Raw genomic sequence first — 23,428 nt, 5'->3', positions numbered from 1 at the left:
CCGTCCATCAACGCCACGTACGGCTTCGAAAACCCCGCGATCCGCGCGTTCAACCGGTACTCGTCCCGCCAGAAACCCGCCGAACCACCCCCACCCACCCGCGCGTCCTCATAGATCGCCCGGATGTCACCCCCCGCACACAACCCCCGCTCACCCGCACCGCGGATCAGGACCTGCACGATCGCCGGATCGTGCTCCCAGGCCGACAGCGCCTCGTCGATGCGCACGACCATGGGGCGGGTGAGGGCGTTCAGGGCCTTGGGCCGGTTCAGGGTGACCACACCGGTGTGGCCCTCGACGTCGAACAGGACGGCGTTGTCGTCTTCGATCTTCACCCCGCCAGTATGTCCGCGTCCGCTTAGGGTCGGGGGATGCGCATCGTCTCCCTGCTGCCCGCCGCCACCGACATCGTCGCCGAACTGGGTCTCGCCGACGCGCTCGTCGGGCGGACGCACGAGTGCGACTGGCCGCCGGCCGAGGTCGCCGGGGTGCCCGTGGTCACGGCCGCCGAGTTCGCCGCGGAGACCCTGACCAGCCGGGAGATCTCCGAGGCCGTGGGCGGGGCGGCGCACAGCGGCTCCTCGCTGTACACCCTGGACACCGCCGCCCTCGCCGCGCTGGCCCCCGACGTGGTGCTCACCCAGGACCTGTGCGACGTCTGCGCGGTGTCGTACGCCGGGGTCAGCCGGGCCGTGCGCGTGCTGGACGGCGGCGGGCCGCGGGTGCTGAGCCTGGAGCCGCGCACCCTGGACGACGTGCTCGACTGCCTGGTCACGGTGGGCGAGCTCCTCGGCGTACGGGAGCGGGCGGTGGCCCGGCGCGCGGAACTCGCGGCGCGGCTGGAGGACGTACGGCGCCTGACGGCCGGGCGCCTCGCGGCGGGGCGGGTCCGGCCCCGCGTGGTGGCCATCGAGTGGCTGGACCCGCTGTGGCCCGCCGGGCACTGGGTGCCGGAGCAGATCACGGCGGCGGGCGGCGCACCCCTGCTCGCCGCGCCGGGGGAACACACGCGGCCGATGACCTGGGACGACGTACGGGAGGCCCGGCCCGACGTGGTGCTGGTGCTGCCCTGCGGCTTCGCCCCTGAACGGACCCTGCGCGAACGGGAGCTGCTGACCGCGCTGCCCGGCTGGTCGGACCTGCCCGCCGTGCGCCGGGGCGAGGTGTGGGTGCTGGACGGCCCCGCGTACTTCAACCGGCCCGGGCCGCGGGTGGTGCGCGGGGCGGAGGTCCTGGCCCGGCTGCTGCACGGGGTGGAGGCGGGTGATCCGGTCACGGGGGCGGAGGCGGCCCGCCTGGTCTGAGCCGCGGGGTCCCTGGGGCGGAGGGGACGCCCGAGCGATCGGGCCGGGCGTGGGTCGCCTCCGCGGCCCGGGTGCCGGGCGAGGGGCCCGCGGGCGCGCCCCGGCGGCGGATCCCGCGCCCGTGGGCCGGTTCCGGCCACATGGGGCGACGCGCCGCCTGGGCGGTCCGGGACGGGGTAGGAGCCCTGCGGGTCACCCACGACGGTACCGCCGCGCCCGCCGGGCCGGCACCCCCCGTCGGAGGCACCACATGCCACGCACCGAATGCGCCCCGACCGACCCCTGCCCCGGCCACACCCGTCGCAAGGCCCTCGACCTCCCCGAGGATCCCCGCTCGGTGAGCACCGCCGGCGCCCGGGCCCTGTCCGTACCGCTGTTCCGGCGCCTGCGCACGCTGCGGGAGGGCACCGACGCCCACTCCTGCGTCCGCAACTCGCTCGTCGAGCTCAACCTCAGCCTGGTCCGGTACGCCGCCCTGCGCTTCCGGGGCCGCTTCGAGCCGATGGACGACATCGTGCAGGTCGGCACCGTGGGGCTGATCAAGGCGATCAACCGGTACGACGTCGACCGGGGGGTGGAGTTCGCGACCTTCGGACTGCCCACCATCACCGGGGAGATGATGCGGTTCTTCCGGGACACCAGCTGGTCCGTCAAGGTGCCCCGGCGACTCCAGGAAATGCGGCTCGACATCGTCAGGACACACGACGTTCTCGAACAGCGGCTCGGCCACGAGCCGAGCGAACGCGAACTCGCCGCGCGCATGGGGATCACCGGCGGCGAGCTGGCGCAGGGGCGGCAGGCGGCCAACGGGTACGTCGCCGCCTCGCTCGACCACGGCGTGGCGCCCGAGCCGGAAACCGGGCCCCTCGCCCGCGCGCTGGGCGGCACCGAGGCCGGGTACGACCGGATCGAGTGCCGGGAGTCGCTCAGACCGCTGCTCGCCCTGCTTGGCGAACGCGAGCGGCTCATCCTGTCGCTCCGGTTCGGCGACGAGCTGACCCAGGCGGAGATCGGCGCGCGGCTCGGCCTGTCCCAGATGCACGTCTCCCGGCTGCTGAGCCGCATCCTCGGCCGGCTCCGCACCGCGCTGCTCACGGATGTTCCGGTACGGGTCCGGCGGGCCCCGTGCTAGGAGGTGGGGCGCGCGCCCCTCACCCCGCCGACCAGGCGCGGAGCACCGGTGAGGGCACGGCCACCTCCACCCACACGCACTTTCCGCCCGACCAGGGGCGGGACCCCCAGCTGCGGGCCAGCCGCTCCACGATCAGCAGTCCGTGCCCGCCCGGCCGGCCCCGCCGGTCCGCGGTCGGGGGGCGTACGGGCACCGGCGGCGCGGGGTTGCCGTCGGTCACCTCGATCCGGAGCCGCTCCTCGGTGCAGTCCATCATCAGGGACCCGGGGCCGCCCCCGTGCAGGCAGGCGTTGGCCACCACCTCGGAGACCAGGAGCAGGACGTCGTCGGCGGCCGCCTGCTCCTCCTCCGCCGAGGCCGGGAGCCAGCGCCAGGCGGTCAGGGCCCGGCGTGCGAAGTCGCGGCTGCGCGTCACGACGTCGGTGGTGCCGTCCAGCCCCAGGTACCAGGTCCTGCCGGGTGACCCCCGCTGTTCCATGGCGATCGGACTCCTCGTGTCGGGTGGCGGCCGGCCGGTGCCGTCGGGGTGGTCCGTACCCGGCCGCGGCGGCGCCGTCAGCCGGACGGACCGGCGGCCGGGCGCAGCGCCTCCGCCACGCTGGCGTGTACGGGGAAGACCCCGTCCGCGCCGGTGATGCGGAACATCCGGGAGACCGAGCCGCTCAGGCCGGCCAGCTCCAGGGTGGCGCCGGCCTCCCGGGCCGTGAGCCGGCTGTGGAGGAGCACGTTCAGTCCGGTGGAATCGCAGAAGCCCAGCCCCGCCAGGTCCACCAGCAGCCGGCCACCGGGGGTGACCGCCGCGTCGAGGGCCTCGCGCAGGGGCTGCGCGGTGTCGTGGTCCAGCTCGCCCGCCAGCTCCAGGACGACGGCTCCGTCCACCTCCCGCACCGCGACGGTGAAGCGCTCACTGTCCGCTCCGCCAACCATCCGGCATCACCCTTCCATCTCGTCCATGCCCCTTCCCGAAAGCCGCTGCGATACGCCTGCGCCCGCACGGGAAGCGAGACGGGGCCGGGCGGCCCCGGTGACGGAAGCCTGAGGGGAACGGTACGGATGGACAACCCCCCGCGCGGCCACCGACATGGCCCGACCGGAGCCGGCGGGGAAGCGCCGGTCAGGCGGGGAGGGCGTCGGCGGTGGGGACGACGGTGCCGAACAGGTCGGTGACGGTGGTCAGGGCCGCGGTCTGGAGCGCCGCGGCGGTCAGGACGGAGCCGTCCGGGGCGGGGAGGGCCCGCGTGGCGGTCGCGTCGGCGACGACGGTCGGCCGGTAGCCGAGGTGGAAGGCGCCCTGAGCGGTGTGGCTGACGCACATGTGCGTCATGAAGCCGGCCAGGACCAGGCTCGCACCGGCCTCCGGGACCACGCCGAGGTCGCGCAGCGTCTTCTCCAGCACGGTGGCGTGGAAGGAGTCGGGGAACTGCTTGACCACGACCGGTTCGCCGTCCGCCGGGGCGACTTCGTCGCTGACGGCCCCGATGCGGGCCCGGATGTCGTACGGGCTGCCCTCGCCGCCGTCGTTGACGACGTGGACGACCGGGATGCCCGCGGCGCGGGCGCGCTCCAGCAGCCGGGCGGCCGCCACGAGCGCTTCCTCGGCCCCTTCGAGGGCCATGACCCCGGTGCGGTAGGTGTTCTGGAAGTCGATCATGATCAGGGCGGACTCGGCCAGGCGCGGCGGGCGGCTGTCCAGGCCGATCACGTCGCGCAGGGTGGCGGAGGGGTGGATCGCGTTCATCGGAGGAGCCTTTCGAAGGGGTTTCGGGCACGGCGGAGCGCCGGGCCCGCGCGGGCCGGGCGTACCGGGGTACGGGTGGCGGCGGGATCGGGAGGAGCGGGGTCGGGAGGTACGGGTCAGGGGGTACGGGTCACGAGGAGCGGGTCACCAGGACCCGGTGCGGAAGCGGCGGCGGTAGGCGCCCGGGGTCGTGGCGAGCTGCCGCCGGAAGGCTCGGTGCAGGGTCTCGGCCGAGCCGAAACCGGCGACGGCGGCGACCTGCTCCAGGGGGCGGTCGGTGCTCTCCAGCAGCCGGCGGGCCGCCTCCACCCGGGCGGCGGCGACGTAGTCGGCCGTGCTGGTGCCCGTCTCCTGCTTGAACACCCGGGCGAAGTGCCGTTCGCTCAGGCACATCCGGGCCGCGAGGGCCGGCGCGGACAGGTCCTCGTCCAGGTGGTCGGCGATCCACAGGCGCAGTGCGTCGATGTCGCGCCGCTCGGAGGCGGGGCGGCTGAGCGGCACGGAGAACTGGCTCTGGCCGCCCTGTCGCTTGAGGTACATCACCAGCTGCCGCGCCACGGACAGGGCGACGTCCTCCCCCAGGTCCTCGGCAACCAGAGCCAGGGCGAGGTCGAGACAGGCGCTGATCCCGGCCCCGGTCCACAGCCGTCCGCGGTCGGTGCGGACGAAGATCGGGTCCGGATCGACGGTGACGGCCGGGTGGTCGGCCGCGAGCTGGGCCGCCGTCGACCAGTGGGTGGTCGCCGTCTTCCCGTCGAGCAGTCCCGCGGCGGCCAGCACGTGCGCTCCGACGCACACCGACGCCACGCGCCGGGCCCTCGGGGCGGTCGTCCTCACCCACTCCACGACGCCGGCGTCGACGCGGGCCACCGGGCCCTCACCGGTCATGTCGACCGCGCCGGGCACCAGCAGGGTGTCCACCTGCCCGCCGACCTCGTCGAAGGTCAGGTCGGTGAGCAGCCGGACCCCCGCCGACGTGCGGACCTCGCCGGCGACCGGTCCGGCCAGGCGGACCCGGTAGCCGGCGCGGCCGCCCGTCTCCCGGTTGGCCAGCGCGAACACCTCGGCCGGGCCGGCGACGTCGAGGAGGTCGACATCGGGGAAGACCGCGATGACGACCCGGTGCGAAGGGGACATGCCCCCATCCTCGGCCCGCCCGCCCGCGGCCGCAATGACGGTTCCCTGTCACATCCGGACATCCGGACGTCGTGGCGTCCGCCCCGCGGGACGCACGCCACACGGGCTCCCGCGCATGAACGCGGAGCGCCGAAGCATGCGCGGGAGATGGAATGCGTGGTGTACGGGAAGCGGGCGGACCGGTCGGAGACCGTGGAGTGCGCCGTGGAGGACGAGGCCTGCCAGCTGGTCCTCAAGCGGCTGCGGGGGCTCGGCGAGGGCGAGTTCGGCTGGGTGCGCGTGGCCGATCCGTCCGAGAACGAACTCGTGCAGCTGGCCGAGGAGCTGGGCCTGCACCCCCTGGCCGTCGAGGACGCGGTCCACGCGCACCAGCGCCCGAAGCGCGAGCGCTTCGGCGACGTCCTGGCCGTCGCGCTGAAGACCCTCTGGTACGTCGAGGAGGAGGCCGCGGTGGAGACCGGCGAGATGATGCTCTTCGTCGGCCCCCGCTACCTCCTCACCGTGCGGCACGGCACGGTCGACCCCTGCCCCGAGGCCGCCCGCCGGCTCGACGCCGACCCCGACCTGCTCCACCTCGGCTCCTGGGCCGCCCTGCACGCCGTCCTGGACGTCATCGTCGACGCCTACAGCGACGCCGCCGCCCGGGTGCGCAGTGCGCTGAACCGGCTGGAGGACCAGGTCTTCTCCACCTCGCGCGTCGACCACACGGAGCGGATCTACTCCCTCAAGCGGGAAGTCCGCGAGTTCCGCGACGCGGTGCAGCCTCTCGTACCGGTGCTGAGCAGCCTGCTGAGCGGGCTGGGCCAGGAGGACCATCCGCCGGAGATCGTCCCCTACTTCCGTGACGTCGCCGACCACCTGCACCGCACGGACATCGAGGTCCGCACCCTCGACGAGCTGCTGAACTCGGTCCTCGACGCCCAGCAGGCCCGAGTGGGCACCTGGCAGAACGACGACATGCGGCGCATCTCCGCCTGGGCGGCGATCTTCGCGGTCCCGACGATGGTCGCCGGGGTGTACGGCATGAACTTCGCGCACATGCCCGAGCTGGGCTGGACGTACGGCTACCCCCTGGCCGTCGGCCTCATGGCGGCCGCGTCGGGCGCCCTGTACCGCTCCTTCCGCCGCAACGGCTGGCTGTGAGACACACCGGTGGAGCCGTTCGGACATGACTGCCGCCGAACGGGTAACCAGCGGGGAATGACAGACATCACGAAGGCGGACCGGGACGGCGGGCCCGCGCGCCCCGGCACCGGCGGGGAAGACCGGGCGGGCCCGGACCCGGCCGTGGAGGAGCAGGCTCCCGACCAGCCCTCCGGGCTCCCGGCACGGTCGTGGCTCGCCGTCCTGCGCGGCACGGTCAAGGAGTTCACGAACGACGAGCTCGCCGACCGCGCGGCCGCCCTGACCTACTACGGAGTGCTGGCGCTCTTCCCCGCCCTCCTGGTCCTCGTGTCCCTGCTGGGCATGGCGGGCGAGTCGGCGACCAGGCAGGTGCTGGACAACCTGCAGCAGCTGGCCCCCGGCTCCGCCCGCGACGTGATCAGCGACGCGGTCGTCCAGCTGCAGGGCAACAGCGGCGTCGGATCGCTGCTGGCCGTCGTCGGCCTGGTGGTGGCCGTGTGGTCCGCCTCCGGCTACATCGCCGCCTTCATCCGCGCCTCCAACGCCGTCTACGACATCCCCGAGGGCCGGCCGGTGTGGAAGGTGCTGCCGCTGCGCCTGGCGCTCACCGTGACCCTGATGGTCCTCGCCTGCGCCAGCGCGCTCATCGTCGTCTTCACCGGCGGCCTGGCCCGGCAGGCGGGCGGCGCCCTGGGCATCGGGGACCACGCCCTGACCGTGTGGTCGATCGCCAAGTGGCCGGTCCTGGTCCTCCTCGTCACGGTCATGATCGCGCTGCTGTACTGGGCCGCCCCGAACGCCAAGGGGCGCGGCCTCAAGTGGGTGACCCCGGGCAGTGTGCTGGCGCTGGTGATCTGGATGGGCGCCTCCGCCGGATTCGCCTTCTACGTCGCGAACTTCGCCTCGTACAACAAGACGTACGGCACCGTCGCCGGTGTCATCGTCTTCCTCGTGTGGCTGTGGATCACCAACCTCGCCGTCCTGCTCGGACTGGAGTTCGACGCGGAGATGGCCCGCCAGCGTGCGATCGCCGGAGGGATGCCCGCGGACGAGGAGCCGTACGTCCGGCCCCGCGACACCCGTGCCTGGAGCGACGAGGACCGCCGTCGGATGGAGTGACCCGGCCCGTCCGGTGCCCCGGGAGCGCGCCGCCCGGCCGCGTCCGTAGAATGCGCGGGGAGACGTCCCCGCGCGGGTGTGCGTGCCGGGCGAGCGGGACGGAACCGATGAACGAGTCGGCGGAGGGCAGCGACCGACACATGTGGACTCATCGCCCCATATCGGTCACCGCCGCGTTCGACGGCACCGAGAAGGTCGCGGCCGCGCGGGAGCTGGCCCGCTCGTTCCTGGCGGACGTACAGGACAAGCACGGGGTTCCCGTCCCGCAGAACGTCCTGGAGACCGTCGAGCTGGTGGTCAGCGAGCTGGTCACCAACGCCCGCAAGTACGCCCCGGGCCCCTACCTCCTCGTACTGGAGGTCCGGGACGGCGCCGTCGAGGTCGGCGTGCGGGACGACAACCCGACGCCTCCCGGCATCCTGACGCCCGACCCGTACCGCATCGGCCAGCACGGCCTGGAGATCGTCATCGCCGCCGCCCGGAGCTTCCACGTCCGGCCTGAGGGCGCCGGCAAGCGGGTCACGGCCTCGATCGCCCTGGCCGGGACCGACCATCCGGCGGCCGGACCGGCACCCGCACCCGCACCCGCACCCGCACCCGCACCCGACTGATCACCGATCAGCGCACCTGGACCCCGATGAGGCACGTGTCGTCGTCGGTGTCGGACGCACTGTAGGTCAGCAGGTTGTCGAGCCGCTTCTCCAGGGAGTCGGCGGGCCGCGACGCCACGGAGAGCAGCTGGGCCAGCGCGTCCATCACCGACACGTCCCGGCGTTCGACCAGCCCGTCGGTGTACATGAGCAGGACGTCCTCCTGCTCCAGCTGCACCTCCTCCTCCGCGTAGACCACGTCGGGCATGGCCCCGAGGAGCGCCCCGGAGGTCAGCGGGAACGCCCGGGCGCTGCCCCCGCGCACCAGGACGGGCGGCAGGTGACCGGCGCGCGCCCAGCGCAGCGAGCGGGTGGCCGGGTCGTAGATCCCGCAGACGGCGGTGGCGGTCAGGTAGCTGGTGAGGTGGTAGGTGACGGTGTTCAGCCAGGAGAGCAGCTGCGCCGGGCCGGCGCCGGTCACGGCGAGGCCGCGCAGCGCGTTGCGCAGGACGACCATGCCGGTGGCCGCCTGGATGCCGTGCCCGGCCACGTCACCGACGCTGATGAGGATCTTCTGGTCCGGCAGCACGACGGAGTCGTACCAGTCGCCGCCGACGAGGGATTCCGACTCCGCGGGCCGGTAGCGGACCGCGATGCGGATCCCGGGGACCTCCAGCGGCGCCGGGGCGGGCGGCATGATGGCCTGCTGGAGCTGGAGGGCGAGCCGAGTGCGGTCCGCGGACGCGGCCTCGCTGCTGGCGAGCTGGTCGCGGGTGGCGGCGAGGGCCACCTCGGTCCAGTGCTGCGCCGAGATGTCCTGGCAGGCGCCCCGTACGGACCGCAGGCGCCCCCGCTCGTCCAGCACGGGCTCGGCCACGATCCGGATGTGGCGGATGATCCCGTCGGGGCGGCGCAGGCGGAAGTCCACCGATGACTCGCGGAGCCGGTGCAGCAGCGTGCGCAGGAACCGGCCGATCGAGTTGACGTCGTGGGGGTGGGCGTGCGCGGCCAGGTCCTCCAGGGGGACGGGTGAGGCGGTCTCGGGCAGCCCGAAGAGGGCGAAGAGCTGGCCGTTCCAGGTGATGGTCCCGGTCCCGAGGTCCTGTTCGAAACCGCCCACCCGGCCGAGGCGCTGCGCGTGCTGCAGGAGGCTGGCCAGCCGCGCGGCCTCGTCCTCGATCTTCCAGACGAGGAGGAGGGCGGCGCCGTGGCGGCTGATGCCCACGTCGGCGACGGAGGTGAGGGGGACCTCTCCGACGTAGGCCGTCAGGGTGGTGCGCGAAGCCTCGCACGGCTCGCCCGTGGCGTAGACCCGTTCCAGCCGGGAGAAGAGCCCGTCGGCCTCGGCGGCGGCGGGGTACGCCTCCAGGAAGGGCGCGCCGGTGACGAGCGAGCGGGGGCGGCCGGCGGGATCGACGAACCGCTTGTTCGTGTGGTGGATGCGGAAGTCGGCCAGCTGTCCGGCCGCGTCGAGGTGGGGGGTCAGGATCAGTACGGGGTCGTGGAGGTGGTCGGCGAGGTCCGCCAGCTCGGCGACGCCCGCCGGGTGCGGGGTGCCCGCGGACCGGGGCTGCTCCTGCGCGGGTCGCTCCCCCAGGGTGTGGGCGCACAGCTCGGCCAGGGCCTCCAGCTGGCGCAGGACCTGCGGCGGCTGGGGCGGCAGCCGGTCCGGCCAGCTCACCTCCAGCACTCCGTGGATCCGGCCCCCGGTCCCCGCCGGGACCACGACGCGGCCGCCGTCGGGATGCTGGCGCCGGCCGATCGTCGGGATCCCCGCGTCGGAGAGGCTGGGGACCACGGCGAGGTCCCGGCCGTGCAGCGCCAGCCGGGCGCAGGTGGCCACCTCCGGGGGGACGTAGCGCCAGCGGGCGGCCTCCTCCTCCGTGAACCCGGCCTGGCCGACCAGGGCGAGCGAGGAGTCCGGACCCACGAGCCAGATGGCGGCGCCGTACGCGCCGAGGGGTCCGAGCGCGTTCTCCAGCAGTGCGGTGGCGACGGCCTGGGAGTCGGTCGCGGCCAGCGCCCGGCTCTCCGCAGCCCGCAGCCGGACGGCCGGGGCGGGGTCCCCCTCCGCCGGCGGCTCGCCGTCCGCGGACTTGAGGAACTCCGCGGCGACCTCGCTGACCTGGTCGCGGGCCGCCTGGTTGATGACGTCGACGGCCAGGCCGAGGACGGTGGCGCCCGACTGCGCCGCCAGCCGGGTCAGTTGCCGGGAGGCCTCGGCGGGCCCGCAGCCGAGCCGGCCCACGAGGATCCCCTTGGCCATCTCGATCAGCGCGCGCCCGTCGGCGGCCCACTGGGCCTCCTGGGCCTCCTGGCGCAGCCGCTCCACGGTGGCGGCGAGCCGGCCCACCTCGCCGGCCGGCCGGCCGCGGGGAGGAGTCCCTTCGCTCCGGTCCTCCTCGGCCCCGGCCGCCGCGGGGGCGTCGTGCTCCGCGGTGCGGCGCGCGGCCGGAACGTCCGCGGCGGCGCCCCGCGCGGACGGCGGGAGGGGGTGCCGGGGTGCTCCGGACTCGTCGTGGGCGCTGTTCACCGGCGGTCGGCTTCTTCCGTGGGGGCGGCGGGGGCGGGAACGTCAGGCACGGGAGCCCGAGGTGTCCTGCGGCAGGAGCCAGCGGCGGAGCCGGGCGATCAGGTCGTCGGCGTCGACGGGCTTGGTGACGTAGTCGCTCGACCCGGAGGCGATGCTCTTCTCGCGGTCGCCGGGCATGGCCTTGGCGGTGACCGAGATGATGGGCAGGTCCGCGTACTGGGGCATGTTCCTGATCTCCGCGGTCGCCGCGTACCCGTCGAGCTCGGGCATCATGACGTCCATCAGGATCAGGTCGATGCCCGGCGTGCTCATCAGCGTGTCGATGCCCTTGCGGCCGTTCTCGGCGTGCAGGACGCGGATGCCGTGGAGTTCGAGGATGCCGCTGATCGCGTACAGGTTGCGCGGATCGTCATCGACCACCAGGACGGACATGTCGGCGAGGCCGGGTTCGATGGGGGCCGGCTCCGACGGGGCGGTGTCGGCCTCGGGCCGGACGAGGGGCAGGACGTCCCCCAGCCGGTCCACCGAGAGGTGCAGGGTGATCCGCTCGCGGAGTTCGTCCAGGCTGGAGAGGACCTCCAGGCGCCGGCCGGTCGCGTGCCGGGCGACCTCCCGCTGCTGGTCCCCCGTCATGCGCCGGTTGTCGTGGGCCAGCACCGGCAGGGACGCCAGGGCGGAGTCCCCCGCCATGGCGCGCAGGAAGCTCAGGGCCTCGCCGCTGGAGCCCAGTTCGAGGACCACGCAGTGGAACGGGGACTGGGCGAGCACGGCGGCCGCGTCCGCGGCGGTCACGGCGGCGACCACCTCGACCTGGTCGGACGGCCCCACGGCGGCCCGTCCGGCGATCAGGTCGGCCGCGGCGCTCTCGGCGACGAGGCTGAGGAGACCGTTGCTGCGCTCCTCGATCACCAGGAGCCGCCGGGGGTGGCGGTCCTCGCCGGCGTCCGCGGCGCTCTCGCCCGGCTGGTCGGCGGAGTCGGGGACGGCGCCCTCCAGAGCGGGGACCTCCGTGTCCCGTTCGACGAAGTCGGGGCGCGACACCGGCAGGTACAGGGTGAACGTGGAACCCTCGCCCGGCGCACTGCTGGCGGTCACCACGCCGCCGAGGAGCCGGGCGATCTCCCGGGTGATGGACAGCCCGAGTCCGGTGCCGCCGTACTTGCGGCTGGTCGTGCCGTCGGCCTGCTGGAAGGCCGCGAAGATGACCTCCAGCTGCTCCTCGGCGATGCCGATGCCCGTGTCGACGACCTTGAAGGCGACGACCGACCCGGACCGGGTCAGCTCCGCCGGGAGCTCCGCGGCGTTCGCGGGTTCGATCCGCAGCTGGACCCGGCCGCTCTCGGTGAACTTCACCGCGTTGGACAGCAGGTTGCGCAGGATCTGCTGGAGCCGCGCGTCGTCGGTGAGCAGGTCCACCGGCACGCCGGCCGAGCTCGTGATGTCGAAGTCGAGGCCCTTCTGGCTGGTGAGGGGCCGGAAGGAGGCTTCCACGTAGTTGAGGAGCCGCTTGAGCGAGACCCGTTCCAGGTTGACGTCCATCTTGCCCGCCTCGACCTTCGACAGGTCGAGGATGTCGTTGATGAGCTGGAGGAGGTCGGAGCCGGCGGAGTGGATGATGCCCGCGTACTCCACCTGCTTCGGGGTGAGGTTGCGGCTCGGGTTCTGCGAGAGCAGCTGGGCCAGGATGAGCAGGCTGTTGAGCGGGGTGCGCAGCTCGTGGCTCATGTTGGCCAGGAACTCGGACTTGTACTTCGAGGCGAGCGACAACTGCTGTGCGCGGTCCTCCAGTTCCTGGCGGGCCTGCTCGATCTCCAGGTTCTTCGTCTCGATGTCGCGGTTCTGCGTGGCGAGCAGGGCGGCCTTCTCCTCCAGTTCGGCGTTGGACCTCTGGAGTTCGTCCTGCTGGACCTGCAACTGCTCGGACCGGGCCTGGAGTTCGCCCGTGAGGCGCTGCGACTCCCCGAGGAGTTCGTCGGTACGGGCGTTGGCGACGATGGTGCTGACGTTGACGCCGACGGTCTCCATCAGGCGCCCGAGGAAGTCGCGGTGCACGGGCGTGAAGGAGTTGAACGTGGCGAGCTCGATCACCCCGAGGACCTGGTCCTCGACGAGGATCGGCAGCACGATGAGGTTGGCGGGGGCGGCCGCCCCCAGTCCGGAGGAGATCAGGTAGCCGGGCGGCAGGTTGTCGGTGGTGAGGATGCGGCGGCTGCGGGCCGCCTGTCCCACCAGGGTCTCGCCGCGCCGCACGCGCAGGGCGGCGGGGCGGTCGGCGGGCCGTCCGAACGAGCCGATCAGGGAGAGCCAGGTCTCGCCGTCGGCCTCCTCGGCGAGGTAGAAGGCCCCGTAGCTGGCGTCGACCAGGGGGGCCAGTTCGTCCATGACGAGTTCGGCGACGACGGCGAGGTCGCGGTGGCCCTGCATCAGGCCGGAGATCTGCGCCAGGTTCGACTTCAGCCAGTCCTGTACCTGGTTGGCGCGGGTCGTCTCGCGCAGCGAGCCGACCATCGAGTTGATGTTGTCCTTGAGCTCGGCGACCTCACCCGAGGCGTCCACCGTGATCGACCGGGTCAGGTCGCCCTCGGCCACCGCGCTGGCCACTTCCGCGATCGCACGGACCTGCCGGGTCAGGTTCCCCGCCAGCTCGTTGACGTTCTCCGTCAGCCGCTTCCACGTACCCGACACGCCCTCGACCTCGGCCTGACCGCCCAGCCGGCCCTCACTGCCGACCTCGCGCGCCACGCGCGTCACCTCCGCGGCGAACGACGACAGCTGGTCGACCATCGTGTTGATCGTGGTCTTCAGTTCCAGGATCTCGCCCCGCGCGTCCACGTCGATCTTCTTCGACAGGTCACCGTTCGCGACGGCCGTCGTGACCAGTGCGATGTTGCGGACCTGACCCGTCAGGTTGTTCGCCATGGAATTGACGTTGTCCGTCAGGTCCTTCCACGTCCCCGCCACGTTCGGCACCCGCGCCTGACCGCCCAGCCGGCCCTCCGTGCCCACCTCGCGCGCCACGCGCGTCACCTCGTCCGCGAACGCCGACAGCGTGTCGACCATCGTGTTGATCACCCCGGCCAGCGCCGCGACCTCGCCCTTCGCCTCCACCATGATCTTCTGGGAGAGGTCGCCGCGGGCCACGGCCGTCGCCACCTGGGCGATGGACCGCACCTGGCCCGTCAGGTTGGACGCCATGACGTTGACGTTGTCCGTGAGGTCCTTCCAGGTGCCCGACACGCCCCGTACGGTGGCCTGGCCGCCCAGGTTGCCCTCGGTGCCCACCTCGCGGGCCACGCGGGTGACCTCGTCGGCGAAGGCGGACAGCTGGTCGACCATCGTGTTGATGGTCTCCTTCAGCTCCAGGATCTCGCCGCGGGCGTCGACCCGGATCTTCTGCGACAGGTCGCCCTGCGCCACCGCGGTGGTGACCTCCGCGATCGAGCGGACCTGCGCGGTGAGGTTGTCGGCCATGAAGTTCACCGAGTCGGTCAGGTCCCGCCAGGTACCGGAGACCCCCTTCACGTCCGCCTGGCCGCCCAGCCGGCCGTCCGTCCCGACCTCCCGGGCCACGCGCGTCACCTCGTCGGCGAACGCGGACAGCTGGTCCACCATCGTGTTGATGGTCGTCTTCAGCTCCAGGATCTCGCCCCGGGCGTCGACCCGGATCTTCTGCGACAGGTCGCCCTGCGCCACCGCGGTGGCGACCTCCGCGATCGAGCGGACCTGCGCGGTGAGGTTCCCGGCCATGAAGTTCACCGAGTCGGTCAGGTCCCGCCAGGTGCCCGAGACCCCCTTCACGTCCGCCTGGCCGCCCAGCCGGCCGTCCGTACCGACCTCCCGGGCCATGCGGGTGACCTCGTCGGCGAACGCGGACAGCTGGTCCACCATCGTGTTGATGGTGTTCTTGAGCTCCAGGATCTCGCCCCGGGCGTCGACCGCGATCTTCTGCGACAGGTCGCCCTTGGCGACCGCCGTCGTCACCTGGGCGATGTTGCGGACCTGATCGGTCAGGTTCCCCGCCATGAAGTTCACCGAGTCGGTCAGGTCGCGCCACACGCCGGCGACGCCGGGCACCTCGGCCTGGCCGCCGAGCCGTCCCTCGCTGCCGACCTCGCGCGCCACGCGGGTGACCTCGTCGGCGAAGGAGGACAGCTGGTCCACCATCGTGTTGACGGTGTCCTTCAGCTCCAGGATCTCGCCCCGGGCCGCCACGTCGATCTTCTGCGAGAGGTCGCCGCGGGCGACCGCGGTGGCCACCTGGGCGATGTCGCGCACCTGGGTGGTGAGGTTGCCGGCCATCGCGTTGACGGAGTCCGTCAGGTCGGCCCACGTTCCGGAGACGCCCGGAACCTCGGCCTGACCGCCCAGGGTTCCCTCGGTCCCGACCTCGCGGGCGACGCGGGTCACCTCCGACGTGAACAGGGAGAGCTGGTCGACCATGCCGTTGAAGACCGTGGCGATCTCACCCAGCAGCCCGTCGGCCTCGTCGGGCAGGCGCGTGCCGAAGTCACCGTCGCGGACGGCCGTGAGGCCGGCCAGGAGCTGCCGCAGCTCCGGCTCCCCCACCGCCCCCGACACCTTCGCGCCCGTCCCTGTAACCGCCGGCTCGACCATCCCTGCCCCATCTCCCTGTACGCAGGCCCCGCCCGCTGCTTCGGGCGTCCCCGCGCCAGGCTAAACCCCCGCGCAACTCCGTACGCACGAGCCGGTCGGGAGCGGGGGTCCGGGCGGCCGAAGCGCGCCGGATGCCGGGCCGAAAGCGGGAACGTGTCCCGCGGGACCCGCCGCTAGAGTGTGCGGGCGGGCTCGCCTCGGCGCGGCCCGCGACGGACGCCGCCGAGGCTGGGGACGGGAACGGTGAAGGCTGTGGATCTCCGATGACCACGCGGGCGGACAGGGAACACCGGGTGCAGGACATGACCCACGGTGATCACCTGTGTCTGGCGTTCGCGGACGACGCGGAGCAGCGCCGGGTGGTCACCTCCTACGTCTCGGCAGGGCTGGAGCGCGGTGAACGCGTGCTGTACTTCGCCGACGGACGGGATCCCCGGCAGGTGCTCGGCTGGCTCGGCGCGGCGGGGACCGATCCGCAGCGGGCGGTGGAGAGCGGCCGGTTGCAGGTGACGACGGCCGGGGCGAGCTACCTGGCGACGGGCTCGTTCGACGCCGAGGCCATGGCCGACGGCCTGCGCCGGGAAGTTGAGGACTCCCTGGCGGCCGGCCACCGCGGATTCCGGGTCAGCGGGGAGATGGGCTGGGCGCTGCGCGACGTGCCCGGGACCGACCAGCTCGAACGGTACGAGAAGCGGGTCACCGAGGTCTTCGCCGGGCGGTCCGCCTCGGCGGTCTGCCAGTACGACGCCCGCCTCTTTCCTCCCGCCGCACTGGACGCGTTCGACCGCGCCCACCCCGGCGCCGTGGAGCAGGAGGAACTGCACGCCGTCCCCGGTCTGCGGCTCGTGCCCTCCTTCCGGGCCGGGCAGCGGGCCCTGCGGGTCGTGGGCACGGTGGACCACCGTGCCACGGACGCGCTGGCCGCCGCCCTGGAGACGACCCTGGAGTGGCCGGGGGACGTGTGGGTGGACATGAGCGCCCTGGAGTTCATCGACCTGGCCGGCGTACGGGCGCTGGCGCACGCGGCCGGCCGGCTGCCGGCGGAGCGGCGGCTGCACGTGGTGGACCTCGCGCCGCTGCTGTGCCAGGTCGTCAGCATGGTCGGCTGGGACGAGACGCCGTCCCTCGTCGTCACGGCCCGGGAGACAGCGACATGATCACCGGCACCACGGTCCCGCGGCCCGGCGGCGGCCCGGTCCTGACGCACCAGGCACTGGTCTACGGCAGCGACGAGGAGTTCCTGGCCGCGACCGTGCCGTTCTGCCTGGACGGCCTGCGCGCGGACGACGCCGTCCTCGCGGTGACCACCGACACCAACGCCGGCCTGCTGCGCCGGGCGCTGGGAGACGCCGCCGCCCACGTGGAGTTCGTCGCGGCCGGCCTCTGGTACCGGACCCCGGGCCGCACGCTGGGCGCGTACCACCGGTACGTCGCGCGCCGCACCGCGGGCGGCGCCCACCGGCGGGTGCGGGTGATCGGCGAACCGGTGTGGCACGGGCGCGACGCCCTGGAGACCGCGGAGTGGACCCGCTACGAATCGGCGCTCAACGTCGCCTTCGCCCCCTGCCCGGCGTGGATCGTGTGCCCGTACGACATCCGTTCCCTGCCCGGGGCGGTGGTCCGGGACGCCCTGCGGACCCACCCCCGGGTGGTGGCCGGACCGGGCGCGGGGGCCGGCGACCGCTACGTTCCGCCGACCGCTCCGGACGGGGCGTGGGACCGGGAGGTGACGGCGCTCCCGGCCGACGGCCGGGACGGCGGCGTGCTGCGCTTCGGAGCCGATCTGGACGGGACGCGGGCCTTCGTGGCGCGCACCGCCACCGCGTTGGGCCTGTCCGGCGCCGGGGTGCAGCGGCTCGTCCTGGCCGTCAACGAGGTCGCCACCAACGCCGTCCGGCACGGCGCCGGCCACGGGCGGGTGACCCTGGGGCGCTCCGGCCACCGCATCGTGTGCGACGTCACGGACCCCGGCCCGAGCGGCACCGACTGGTACGCGGGCTACCTGCCGCCGGACCCGTCCGGCCGGCGGGGGCACGGGCTGTGGGCGGTGCGCCAGCTGTGCGACCTCGTGGAGATCGACACCCGGAGCGGCGGCACCACCGTCCGCCTGTCCATGGACCTCTCCTGAGGGTCCGCTGAGACGGGCCGTCACCGCGTGCGGCGCCGTCGCGCCGAGGCCTCCGGGCGGCGGTGCGCGGCCGGGCGCGGTTCCTTCGGATGGCGCAGCGTGGGCCGCGCGAGAAGGGGCACACGGGTGGCGGCTGCGTAGCCCACCCCCGGAGGCCCTTCGTGATGTCCCCTGTGTCCGCCCTGATCAGCGTCCGCCTCCAGGTGGCGGTCGGGGACACCGTTCCCCTCCTCGGCCGGTTCACCTACGACCCCGCCGACCCGTACGCGGTGCGGGCGCAGTTCTTCACCCGGCACGCCGGCCTGCCGTCCTGGTGCTTCGACCGCCAGATGCTGGCCGAGGGACTCCACCGCCCCGTGGGCGAGGGGGACGTCACCTTCCGGCCGCAGTGGACCCCCGAGGGCGAGTCCGTACGGGTCGCGCTGCGCGACTCCTCGGGTGGGCCGGGGGCGGTGCTCCTCCTCGACGCCCACGGGGTCGATGGGTTCCTGGAGGAGACGTACGCCGTGACCGCGCCGGGGGCCGAGAGCTTCGACGCCGACGCGTTCCTCGAAAAGCTCCTGGCCCGCTGAACCTCCGGGGCGCCGCCAGGGGGACGCGAGCCCACGGGCGGCCCGGCGGTGTCAGACGGTTCCCGGCCAGGGGTCCTCGCCGGAACCGCGGGATTCGATGTACTCCTTGAAGAGCTCCAGGTCGCCGGTGACGCGGCGCGTGACGAAGCCGAGCTTGTCGCCGACGTTCTCGGCGACGCCCTCGGGGTCGAAGTCCATCTGCAGCATCACCTTCGTCCGCGCGTCGTCGAGCCGGTGCAGGGTGACCACACCGGCCTGCCCCACCTGGCCTCCGACCGTGGTCCACGCGATGCGTTCGTCGGGGATCCGCTCGGTGATCTCGGCGTCGAACTCCCGCTCCACACCGGAGACCTTCGTCTTCCAGTGCGTCAGCGTGTCGTTGACCCGCGTGATCCGCTCGACCCCGGCCATGAAGCGGGGGAACGTCTCGAAGCGGGTCCACTGGTCGTAGACCGCGCGGACGGGCACGTCGACCTCGATGGACTGCTCGACCTGCGACATGGACTCGACCTCCTCGTAGCGGTCCGCCGCCGGGCGGGACCGGCGCGGCGGACGCCTCACGGATGCTCGTGCTCTCCTCACGCGGCTGCCCCGAGCGCGCCCTGCCATGCCCACGTGTCACCACACCCCGCCGGGACCGCCCCGTCCGGGAGGCGGTGCGTGTAATCTGATCATGACTTTGTGAACAAGTTCAAGATTGAGGGGGGCCGGTGCACCGTCACCGCGTCATGATCTCCGCCGCCGTCGTCGCGGCAGCAGTCGGCTTCATACCCGCCACGGCGCAGGCAGCGGGTCCGTCCGCGGATCCCGGCCGCGCCGGGGTCGCCACGTCCCCGGCGCCGGGGGCCGGTTCCGCACCGAGCGCCGCGGCGCAGGACGCCGCCGTCCGGGAGGCCGCCCGCCGGGCCGCCGCACAGGACACCGCCGCGAAGAAGGCGGACGCCGAGGCCAGGGTGAAGGCCGGTACCGGGGCCGGGGCCCAGAGGTCGCCGGCCGGGTCCGGCGCCCCGGCCCGCGCGAAGCAGCCCGAGTGGTTCGAGGTGGGCATGGGCACGTCCCCCTCCCACGCGCACGGCATCGGGCTGGCAACCTCCGTGAGCACCGATCTGACCGACAGCTGGTCCGAGTTCGCCGTCGACTGGGGGGACGGCGCCGTCGAGCGGAGCTACGGCAGGTCCGAGGAGTTCGCGTACTTCAAGCACACGTACGCGGAGGTGGGCTCCCACACGATCACGATCACGGCGACGGACCTGTCCTCCCGGACGACCTCCACCACCGTCAAGGACGTCGTCGTGGACGGCACGGAGTTCACGCCGCACGCGCCCACCCGGCTCCTGGACACCCGTGACGGCACCGGCGCCGCGGCGGCCCGCCCGGTCGCCCCGTACGCCACGGCCCGGGTGAGGATCGCGGGCACCGCCGGCATCCCGGCCGGGGTGACCGCCGTGGCCCTGAACATCACCGCCACCAACACCGCGGCGGCCGGGCACGTCATCGCGTACGCCGCCGACAAGGAGCGGCCCGCCACCTCGAACGTCAACTTCACCGCGGGGCAGACCGTGCCGAACCTGGCGATCGTGCCGGTCAGCGAGGACGGGTACGTCGAGCTCGCCAACCGCAGCACGGGCACGGTGGACCTGATCGCCGACGTGACGGGCTACTTCACCCGCTCCGCCGCCGCCGGGTACACCTCCGTCAAGCCCTCGCGGCTCGTCGACACCCGGGAGGGACTGGGCGCGCCCCGCGGCCAGGTCGCCGGACGGAAGACCCTCGGCGTGCAGGTCGCCGGCCGGGGCGGGCTGCCGGCCACCGGCGTGACGGCCGTGGCCCTGAACGTCACGGTGACCGAACCGAAGACCTCGGGCCACCTCACGGTGTTCCCGGGCGGCCGGCCGGCACCGGTCACGTCGAACGTGAACTTCACCGCGGGGCAGACCGTCGCCAACGCGGTGATCGTGCCGGTCGGACCGGACGGCACGGTCGGCGTCCTCAACGGCGCATGGAGTCCGGCGGACGTGATCGTGGACGTCACCGGCTACTACAGCGCCGACGGCAGGGCGGCCTACCTGCCGGTGGAGCCCCGCCGGCTGCACGACTCACGGACCTCCGTGCCCCTCGCCGGCCAGGACTACCACCACCAGACCCTGTGGACCTCCGGCATGGCGCTCGACTCCCTCGTCCTGAACGCGACGGTGACCAACCCCCAGGGCAGCGGTCACCTGTCGGTCGCCCCGGACCCGAACACCCTGGACGACTACATCGACGGCAAGGCCGTCCGGCCCACCCCGCCGGACTCGTCCCTCCTGAACTGGACGAAGGACGCCACCGTCTCGAACCTCGTTCAGGCGAGCACGGGCCGCACCGACCTCGTCGACTTCTGGAACCGCGGCTGGCAGCCGACCGATCTGATCGTCGACCTGTTCGGCACGTACGACCGGAACTGACGGCCCGGCACCGCGCCGCGCACCCGGCCGCCCGCCCCCCCGGGGGCGGGCGGCCGTCGTCGGGCAGCGGGGCCGGGTGCCCGTCACGCGCCCCGTCGGGCGTTCACTTGCGGCCCCGGCCCCGACGCACCAGCAGGAACGCGAGCAGTACGGCGCCGGCGGCGAGCAGCGGGGTCTTGTTGGCCCGCGCCACCGCCGCGGCCTGTCCGGCCCGGTCGAGCACCGGCTCGGGGGTGTTCTCCGCCGCGAACCGGCCGGCGGCGGCCGTGGCCCTGCCCAGCAGGCCGGATGCCTGGGCCGCCTGCTCCAGGACGGCGTCCGGAGTCGTGTCCTTCACCCGCTGCGCGGCCCCTCCGGCCGTGGCGCGGATCTGGTCGGCGACCAGAGCCGCCTTCTGCACGGCCTGCTCCTTCGCCGTGACGGCCCTGTCCCGCGCCTCGGCGGCCGCCTCTCCCGCGCGCTCCGCGGTCGCGGAGCCGGCGCCGCCCGCCAGTGCCTCGACGTCCTGCCCGACCCGGTCGCGGGTGTGCTCGGTCCGCTTGCGCAGCTCCTCGGGCGACGGGGTGGGCTCGTGGCGGTGGGGCTGGTCGGTCATCGGGGGGGTCCCTTCCTCGTTCGCGTACGCCGCTGTCACGGCGCGACTACCCACCAACAGCGCGAACACCCGCGCCGTACCGGGTGGCCCAGGGGTTGTCGTACGGGCCACCCGGAAGGGGCGCCACCGAACGACCGTCCCCCTGCCGATGCCGGACGTCCCGCGCGGACCGCCCCGTTTCAACGGGCTCCCGCCGGTCATACGAGGGTCCGTAAGACGTTTTCCACCGCACAGGGAGTGATCGGCATGTCTGGTGAGCAGAAGACCGAGGCCAAGGGCGAGCAGGCCAAGGGCAAGCTCAAGGAAACCGCCGGCCGCCTGACGGGCAACGAGCGGCTGACCGCCGAGGGCCGCGCGGAGCAGGCCAAGGGCGATGCGCGCGAGGCCAAGGAGAAGGTCAAGGACACCTTCAAGCACTGAGGGCTCCCGCGAACGGGGCCGGGACCGCGATCAGCGGTCCCGGCCCCGTCGCATGTCCGCCGACGCATGTGCGCCGGGTTCGCCGGGTTCGCCGACGCACGTGCGCCGGCGGCGCCGTCACGGCCCGGCCGGCTCCTGCGTCCCGCCCGTGAGGTGGTAGACGGCGAAGGCCCGGTCGATGACCGGCATCGCCACGTTGCGGACGCGGACCCCGCCCGCCGTCATCCCGTGCTCGGTGCCCGCGTGGGCGTGGCCGTGGACGGCCAGGTCCGCTCCCGCCTCGTCCATCGCCTCCGCGAGCAGGTAGCTGCCGAGGAAGGGGTAGATCTCCAGGGGCTCGCCCGCGAGGGTGTCCGGCACGGGCGCGAAGTGGGTGAGGGCGATCCGTACGTCGCTGCCGTCGTCCCGTAGCTCGCGCAGCGCCCTGCCCAGCCCGTCCGCACAGCTGCGGGTGTAGCCGATGAACGCCTTCATCTCCGGCTCGCCGAACTCGCTTCCGCTGCGCCCGGCGAAGCCTCCGCAGAAGCCCTTGGTCCCGGCGACGCCGACCCGCGTGCCGCCGACGTCGAGGACGATGCCCGTGCCCTCCAGCACGTGCACCCCCACGGCGGTCAGCTCTTCCGCGACCGCCTTCTCCTGGTCGCTCTGGTAGTCGTGGTTGCCGAGGACCGCGACGACGGGGACGTCGAGTCCCGCCACCTCTCCGGCGACGATCCTCGCCTCCTCCCGGGTGCCGTGCCGCGTCAGGTCGCCGGCCAGCAGCAGCAGGTCCGCGCACTCCCCCAGCGTGTCGAAGGCCGGCCGGAGGGTTCCCGCACTGCCCGGGCCGAGGTGGATGTCCCCGACGGCCGCCACCCGGATCACGACAGCTCCTCGGAGTGGTCGGGCGGCCCCGGCCGGCAGACCGTGACGTCCTCCCGCCAGTCGAGCCCGGAGAGCTCCTCCGCCGTGACCCGCAGGACCTCGGCCCGGCACTCGGGGCTGGAGACGCTGCCCCGGACCAGGACTCCGGCCCCGCGCGCCTCGATGCGCACGCCCAGCTCGGCGAGGTCCTCGCTCGCCAGCCGGTCGAGCAGGTGGGCGATGCGGTACTCGACGTTCTCCTGGGATGTCATCACTTCTCCTCCCGTCCCGCGGTGTCCCGCCGGTCGATGACGCGCAGCCCCTCCAGGAGGTGGAGGAACGCGTCGGGCAGCGGTTCGGACCGGTAGGTGCGGTCCAGCCGGGCCCAGTCGATCTGTTCCCGCAGCATGCGCGCCATGGGCAGCAGGTCGCCGAAGTCGCAGTAGTGCTCGCAGAGGGCGGCGAGCTTGCTGTCCATGAGGTCGGTGGGCGCCAGGACCGGCATCCACACCGAGTCGACCGCCTTGACGTGGGCCCGCTCCAGGAGCTCGGTGCTGACGGGGCGCCGGGCCAGCTCGAAGATCAGGTCGATCTCCTCACCGCCGGACCGGCCCTTGACCAGCCAGTCCTCGGGGGCCCGGCGCATCGCGATGCCGCCCTCCTCCAGGGCCTTGATCGCGGCGTCGGCGTCCTCGGGCCGGACGCAGAAGTCGGTGTCGTGCTGGAAACGGGCCGGCAGTCCGTGGGCGAACGCGGCCACGCTCCCGGCGAGTGCGAACGGCGGTCCGGACCGCTTCAGGAGCGCCGCCACCAGCTTGGTCGTCTCCAGGATCGCCTGGGTGTGGTCCTTGGGCAGCGGGCCCTCGGCCGGGGCGGGGGGACTCAGACTCTCGGGCACCTGCCCCGTGGGCGGGCTCGCCGGCTTCGTTGGCGTCATAAGGGGCGCGTAACCGGTCCCGCCCGCCCGAAACCCTCCGGATGCCACCCCGTGCGGGTGACCGCGTCGCCCGCGGCCACGCCTGCGGGGCGGGTTCAGTGGTCGGGGAGGGTGGTGCGCAGGGCGGTGTGTCCGTGTGTCCAGGTGGTGTGGAGGTGGTGGGTGAGGCGGTCTTCGAGGTGGAGGGTGGCGGCGCA

The 23,428-nt window shown here is 73.6% G+C and carries 22 protein-coding genes; 10 read left to right on the top strand and 12 right to left on the bottom strand.

Translation table 11 applies throughout. From position 1 onward, the window contains the following. Positions 1-329: enoyl-CoA hydratase/isomerase family protein (locus tag ACZ6S8_RS38360; RefSeq protein ID WP_469462896.1), on the bottom strand; the 329-nt coding region annotated here is incomplete at its 3' end. Between the two features lie 42 nt (positions 330-371). On the opposite strand from ACZ6S8_RS38360, the gene ACZ6S8_RS38355 reads away from it, so the two are divergent. Together ACZ6S8_RS38355 and ACZ6S8_RS38350 are read left to right on the top strand one after the other, a co-directional pair. Continuing rightward, positions 372-1,304, top strand: coding sequence for an ABC transporter substrate-binding protein (locus ACZ6S8_RS38355; protein WP_469462892.1), 933 nt, complete (start codon positions 372-374; stop codon positions 1,302-1,304). 250 nt (positions 1,305-1,554) lie between these two features. Continuing rightward, on the top strand, positions 1,555-2,436 hold the full coding sequence (locus ACZ6S8_RS38350) for a SigB/SigF/SigG family RNA polymerase sigma factor (protein ID WP_469462891.1): 882 nt from the start codon (positions 1,555-1,557) through the stop codon (positions 2,434-2,436). A gap of 19 nt (positions 2,437-2,455) precedes the next feature. Here the strand turns inward: ACZ6S8_RS38350 and ACZ6S8_RS38345 are convergent, their stop codons facing one another. The 4 genes from ACZ6S8_RS38345 to ACZ6S8_RS38330 all read right to left on the bottom strand — a co-directional run bounded on the left by ACZ6S8_RS38345 (position 2,456) and on the right by ACZ6S8_RS38330 (position 5,311). After that, complete coding sequence (locus tag ACZ6S8_RS38345; protein ID WP_469462889.1) at positions 2,456-2,914, bottom strand: ATP-binding protein; 459 nt, start codon at positions 2,912-2,914, stop codon at positions 2,456-2,458. A gap of 77 nt (positions 2,915-2,991) precedes the next feature. Continuing rightward, positions 2,992-3,363, bottom strand: a complete 372-nt coding sequence (locus ACZ6S8_RS38340; protein ID WP_469462887.1) for an STAS domain-containing protein — start codon at positions 3,361-3,363, stop codon at positions 2,992-2,994. Between the two features lie 187 nt (positions 3,364-3,550). Further along, positions 3,551-4,174, bottom strand: coding sequence for a cysteine hydrolase family protein (locus ACZ6S8_RS38335; RefSeq protein WP_469462885.1), 624 nt, complete (start codon positions 4,172-4,174; stop codon positions 3,551-3,553). A gap of 144 nt (positions 4,175-4,318) precedes the next feature. Continuing rightward, positions 4,319-5,311, bottom strand: coding sequence for a GlxA family transcriptional regulator (locus ACZ6S8_RS38330; protein WP_469462883.1), 993 nt, complete (start codon positions 5,309-5,311; stop codon positions 4,319-4,321). 159 nt (positions 5,312-5,470) lie between these two features. On the opposite strand from ACZ6S8_RS38330, the gene ACZ6S8_RS38325 reads away from it, so the two are divergent. The 3 genes from ACZ6S8_RS38325 to ACZ6S8_RS38315 all read left to right on the top strand — a co-directional run bounded on the left by ACZ6S8_RS38325 (position 5,471) and on the right by ACZ6S8_RS38315 (position 8,166). Continuing rightward, the gene (locus ACZ6S8_RS38325; protein ID WP_469462881.1) at positions 5,471-6,454 is read left to right on the top strand and encodes a magnesium and cobalt transport protein CorA; all 984 of its coding nucleotides are present in this window, start codon (positions 5,471-5,473) and stop codon (positions 6,452-6,454) included. 57 nt (positions 6,455-6,511) lie between these two features. Beyond that, the gene (locus ACZ6S8_RS38320; RefSeq protein WP_469462879.1) at positions 6,512-7,555 is read left to right on the top strand and encodes a YihY/virulence factor BrkB family protein; all 1,044 of its coding nucleotides are present in this window, start codon (positions 6,512-6,514) and stop codon (positions 7,553-7,555) included. A gap of 140 nt (positions 7,556-7,695) precedes the next feature. Further along, a complete protein-coding gene (locus ACZ6S8_RS38315; RefSeq protein ID WP_469462877.1) occupies positions 7,696-8,166 on the top strand; it encodes an ATP-binding protein in 471 nt (156 codons plus the stop codon). A 7-nt stretch (positions 8,167-8,173) separates the two neighbouring features. Here the strand turns inward: ACZ6S8_RS38315 and ACZ6S8_RS38310 are convergent, their stop codons facing one another. Beyond that, on the bottom strand, positions 8,174-10,678 hold the full coding sequence (locus ACZ6S8_RS38310) for a SpoIIE family protein phosphatase (RefSeq protein ID WP_469462875.1): 2,505 nt from the start codon (positions 10,676-10,678) through the stop codon (positions 8,174-8,176). Between the two features lie 42 nt (positions 10,679-10,720). Next, a complete protein-coding gene (locus ACZ6S8_RS38305; protein WP_469462873.1) occupies positions 10,721-15,292 on the bottom strand; it encodes a HAMP domain-containing protein in 4,572 nt (1,523 codons plus the stop codon). A gap of 263 nt (positions 15,293-15,555) precedes the next feature. On the opposite strand from ACZ6S8_RS38305, the gene ACZ6S8_RS38300 reads away from it, so the two are divergent. The 3 genes from ACZ6S8_RS38300 (at position 15,556) to ACZ6S8_RS38290 (ending at position 17,992) form a co-directional block, all read left to right on the top strand. Beyond that, positions 15,556-16,449, top strand: a complete 894-nt coding sequence (locus ACZ6S8_RS38300; protein WP_469462872.1) for an MEDS domain-containing protein — start codon at positions 15,556-15,558, stop codon at positions 16,447-16,449. After that, positions 16,446-17,420, top strand: a complete 975-nt coding sequence (locus tag ACZ6S8_RS38295) for an anti-sigma factor RsbA family regulatory protein (RefSeq protein WP_469462870.1) — start codon at positions 16,446-16,448, stop codon at positions 17,418-17,420. The genes ACZ6S8_RS38300 and ACZ6S8_RS38295 overlap by 4 nt, the downstream gene beginning before the upstream one ends. Before the next feature lie 164 nt (positions 17,421-17,584). Beyond that, positions 17,585-17,992 carry an SsgA family sporulation/cell division regulator gene (locus ACZ6S8_RS38290; RefSeq protein WP_469462867.1) on the top strand — a complete coding sequence of 136 codons (408 nt, stop codon included), beginning with the start codon at positions 17,585-17,587 and terminating at the stop codon, positions 17,990-17,992. Between the two features lie 51 nt (positions 17,993-18,043). Here ACZ6S8_RS38290 and ACZ6S8_RS38285 read toward each other — a convergent pair whose 3' ends face one another. Beyond that, positions 18,044-18,493 carry an SRPBCC family protein gene (locus tag ACZ6S8_RS38285; RefSeq protein ID WP_469462894.1) on the bottom strand — a complete coding sequence of 150 codons (450 nt, stop codon included), beginning with the start codon at positions 18,491-18,493 and terminating at the stop codon, positions 18,044-18,046. 209 nt (positions 18,494-18,702) lie between these two features. Between ACZ6S8_RS38285 and ACZ6S8_RS38280 the strand changes: the two genes are divergently transcribed. Next, complete coding sequence (locus tag ACZ6S8_RS38280) at positions 18,703-20,436, top strand: hypothetical protein (protein ID WP_469462865.1); 1,734 nt, start codon at positions 18,703-18,705, stop codon at positions 20,434-20,436. 103 nt (positions 20,437-20,539) lie between these two features. Here ACZ6S8_RS38280 and ACZ6S8_RS38275 read toward each other — a convergent pair whose 3' ends face one another. Then, positions 20,540-21,031, bottom strand: a complete 492-nt coding sequence (locus ACZ6S8_RS38275) for a hypothetical protein (RefSeq protein ID WP_469462863.1) — start codon at positions 21,029-21,031, stop codon at positions 20,540-20,542. A 246-nt stretch (positions 21,032-21,277) separates the two neighbouring features. On the opposite strand from ACZ6S8_RS38275, the gene ACZ6S8_RS38270 reads away from it, so the two are divergent. After that, positions 21,278-21,451 carry a CsbD family protein gene (locus ACZ6S8_RS38270; RefSeq protein WP_469462861.1) on the top strand — a complete coding sequence of 58 codons (174 nt, stop codon included), beginning with the start codon at positions 21,278-21,280 and terminating at the stop codon, positions 21,449-21,451. 117 nt (positions 21,452-21,568) lie between these two features. On the opposite strand, the gene ACZ6S8_RS38265 is transcribed toward ACZ6S8_RS38270, so the two are convergent. Genes ACZ6S8_RS38265 through ACZ6S8_RS38255 form a run of 3 tightly spaced genes read right to left on the bottom strand, consistent with a single transcriptional unit; the run spans position 21,569 to position 23,231 of the window. Beyond that, on the bottom strand, positions 21,569-22,315 hold the full coding sequence (locus tag ACZ6S8_RS38265) for a metallophosphoesterase family protein (RefSeq protein WP_469462859.1): 747 nt from the start codon (positions 22,313-22,315) through the stop codon (positions 21,569-21,571). Next, on the bottom strand, positions 22,312-22,566 hold the full coding sequence (locus tag ACZ6S8_RS38260; RefSeq protein WP_469462857.1) for a hypothetical protein: 255 nt from the start codon (positions 22,564-22,566) through the stop codon (positions 22,312-22,314). Before ACZ6S8_RS38260 ends, ACZ6S8_RS38265 begins: the two co-directional genes overlap by 4 nt. Beyond that, positions 22,566-23,231 carry a nucleotidyltransferase family protein gene (locus tag ACZ6S8_RS38255; RefSeq protein ID WP_469462854.1) on the bottom strand — a complete coding sequence of 222 codons (666 nt, stop codon included), beginning with the start codon at positions 23,229-23,231 and terminating at the stop codon, positions 22,566-22,568. Before ACZ6S8_RS38255 ends, ACZ6S8_RS38260 begins: the two co-directional genes overlap by 1 nt. Positions 23,232-23,428: the final 197 nt, after the last annotated feature.

Source organism: Streptomyces sp. NPDC048461, assembly GCF_055587105.1.
Note: the sequence above shows the minus strand (reverse complement) of the source record. Positions and strands in the feature narration are given on the sequence as shown.

What these genes read in the sequence shown, in the direction of transcription:
- ACZ6S8_RS38335 (WP_469462885.1), bottom strand. Translation starts at nt 4,174, where the DNA reads ATGAACGCGATCCACCCCTCCGCCACCCTGCGCGACGTGATCGGCCTG.
- ACZ6S8_RS38260 (WP_469462857.1), bottom strand. Translation starts at nt 22,566, where the DNA reads ATGACATCCCAGGAGAACGTCGAGTACCGCATCGCCCACCTGCTCGAC.
- ACZ6S8_RS38340 (WP_469462887.1), bottom strand. Translation starts at nt 3,363, where the DNA reads ATGGTTGGCGGAGCGGACAGTGAGCGCTTCACCGTCGCGGTGCGGGAG.
- ACZ6S8_RS38320 (WP_469462879.1), top strand. Translation starts at nt 6,512, where the DNA reads ATGACAGACATCACGAAGGCGGACCGGGACGGCGGGCCCGCGCGCCCC.
- ACZ6S8_RS38270 (WP_469462861.1), top strand. Translation starts at nt 21,278, where the DNA reads ATGTCTGGTGAGCAGAAGACCGAGGCCAAGGGCGAGCAGGCCAAGGGC.
- ACZ6S8_RS38330 (WP_469462883.1), bottom strand. Translation starts at nt 5,311, where the DNA reads ATGTCCCCTTCGCACCGGGTCGTCATCGCGGTCTTCCCCGATGTCGAC.
- ACZ6S8_RS38275 (WP_469462863.1), bottom strand. Translation starts at nt 21,031, where the DNA reads ATGACCGACCAGCCCCACCGCCACGAGCCCACCCCGTCGCCCGAGGAG.
- ACZ6S8_RS38290 (WP_469462867.1), top strand. Translation starts at nt 17,585, where the DNA reads ATGTCCCCTGTGTCCGCCCTGATCAGCGTCCGCCTCCAGGTGGCGGTC.
- ACZ6S8_RS38305 (WP_469462873.1), bottom strand. Translation starts at nt 15,292, where the DNA reads ATGGTCGAGCCGGCGGTTACAGGGACGGGCGCGAAGGTGTCGGGGGCG.
- ACZ6S8_RS38355 (WP_469462892.1), top strand. Translation starts at nt 372, where the DNA reads ATGCGCATCGTCTCCCTGCTGCCCGCCGCCACCGACATCGTCGCCGAA.
- ACZ6S8_RS38255 (WP_469462854.1), bottom strand. Translation starts at nt 23,231, where the DNA reads ATGACGCCAACGAAGCCGGCGAGCCCGCCCACGGGGCAGGTGCCCGAG.
- ACZ6S8_RS38315 (WP_469462877.1), top strand. Translation starts at nt 7,696, where the DNA reads ATGTGGACTCATCGCCCCATATCGGTCACCGCCGCGTTCGACGGCACC.
- ACZ6S8_RS38350 (WP_469462891.1), top strand. Translation starts at nt 1,555, where the DNA reads ATGCCACGCACCGAATGCGCCCCGACCGACCCCTGCCCCGGCCACACC.
- ACZ6S8_RS38285 (WP_469462894.1), bottom strand. Translation starts at nt 18,493, where the DNA reads ATGTCGCAGGTCGAGCAGTCCATCGAGGTCGACGTGCCCGTCCGCGCG.
- ACZ6S8_RS38345 (WP_469462889.1), bottom strand. Translation starts at nt 2,914, where the DNA reads ATGGAACAGCGGGGGTCACCCGGCAGGACCTGGTACCTGGGGCTGGAC.
- ACZ6S8_RS38300 (WP_469462872.1), top strand. Translation starts at nt 15,556, where the DNA reads ATGACCACGCGGGCGGACAGGGAACACCGGGTGCAGGACATGACCCAC.
- ACZ6S8_RS38295 (WP_469462870.1), top strand. Translation starts at nt 16,446, where the DNA reads ATGATCACCGGCACCACGGTCCCGCGGCCCGGCGGCGGCCCGGTCCTG.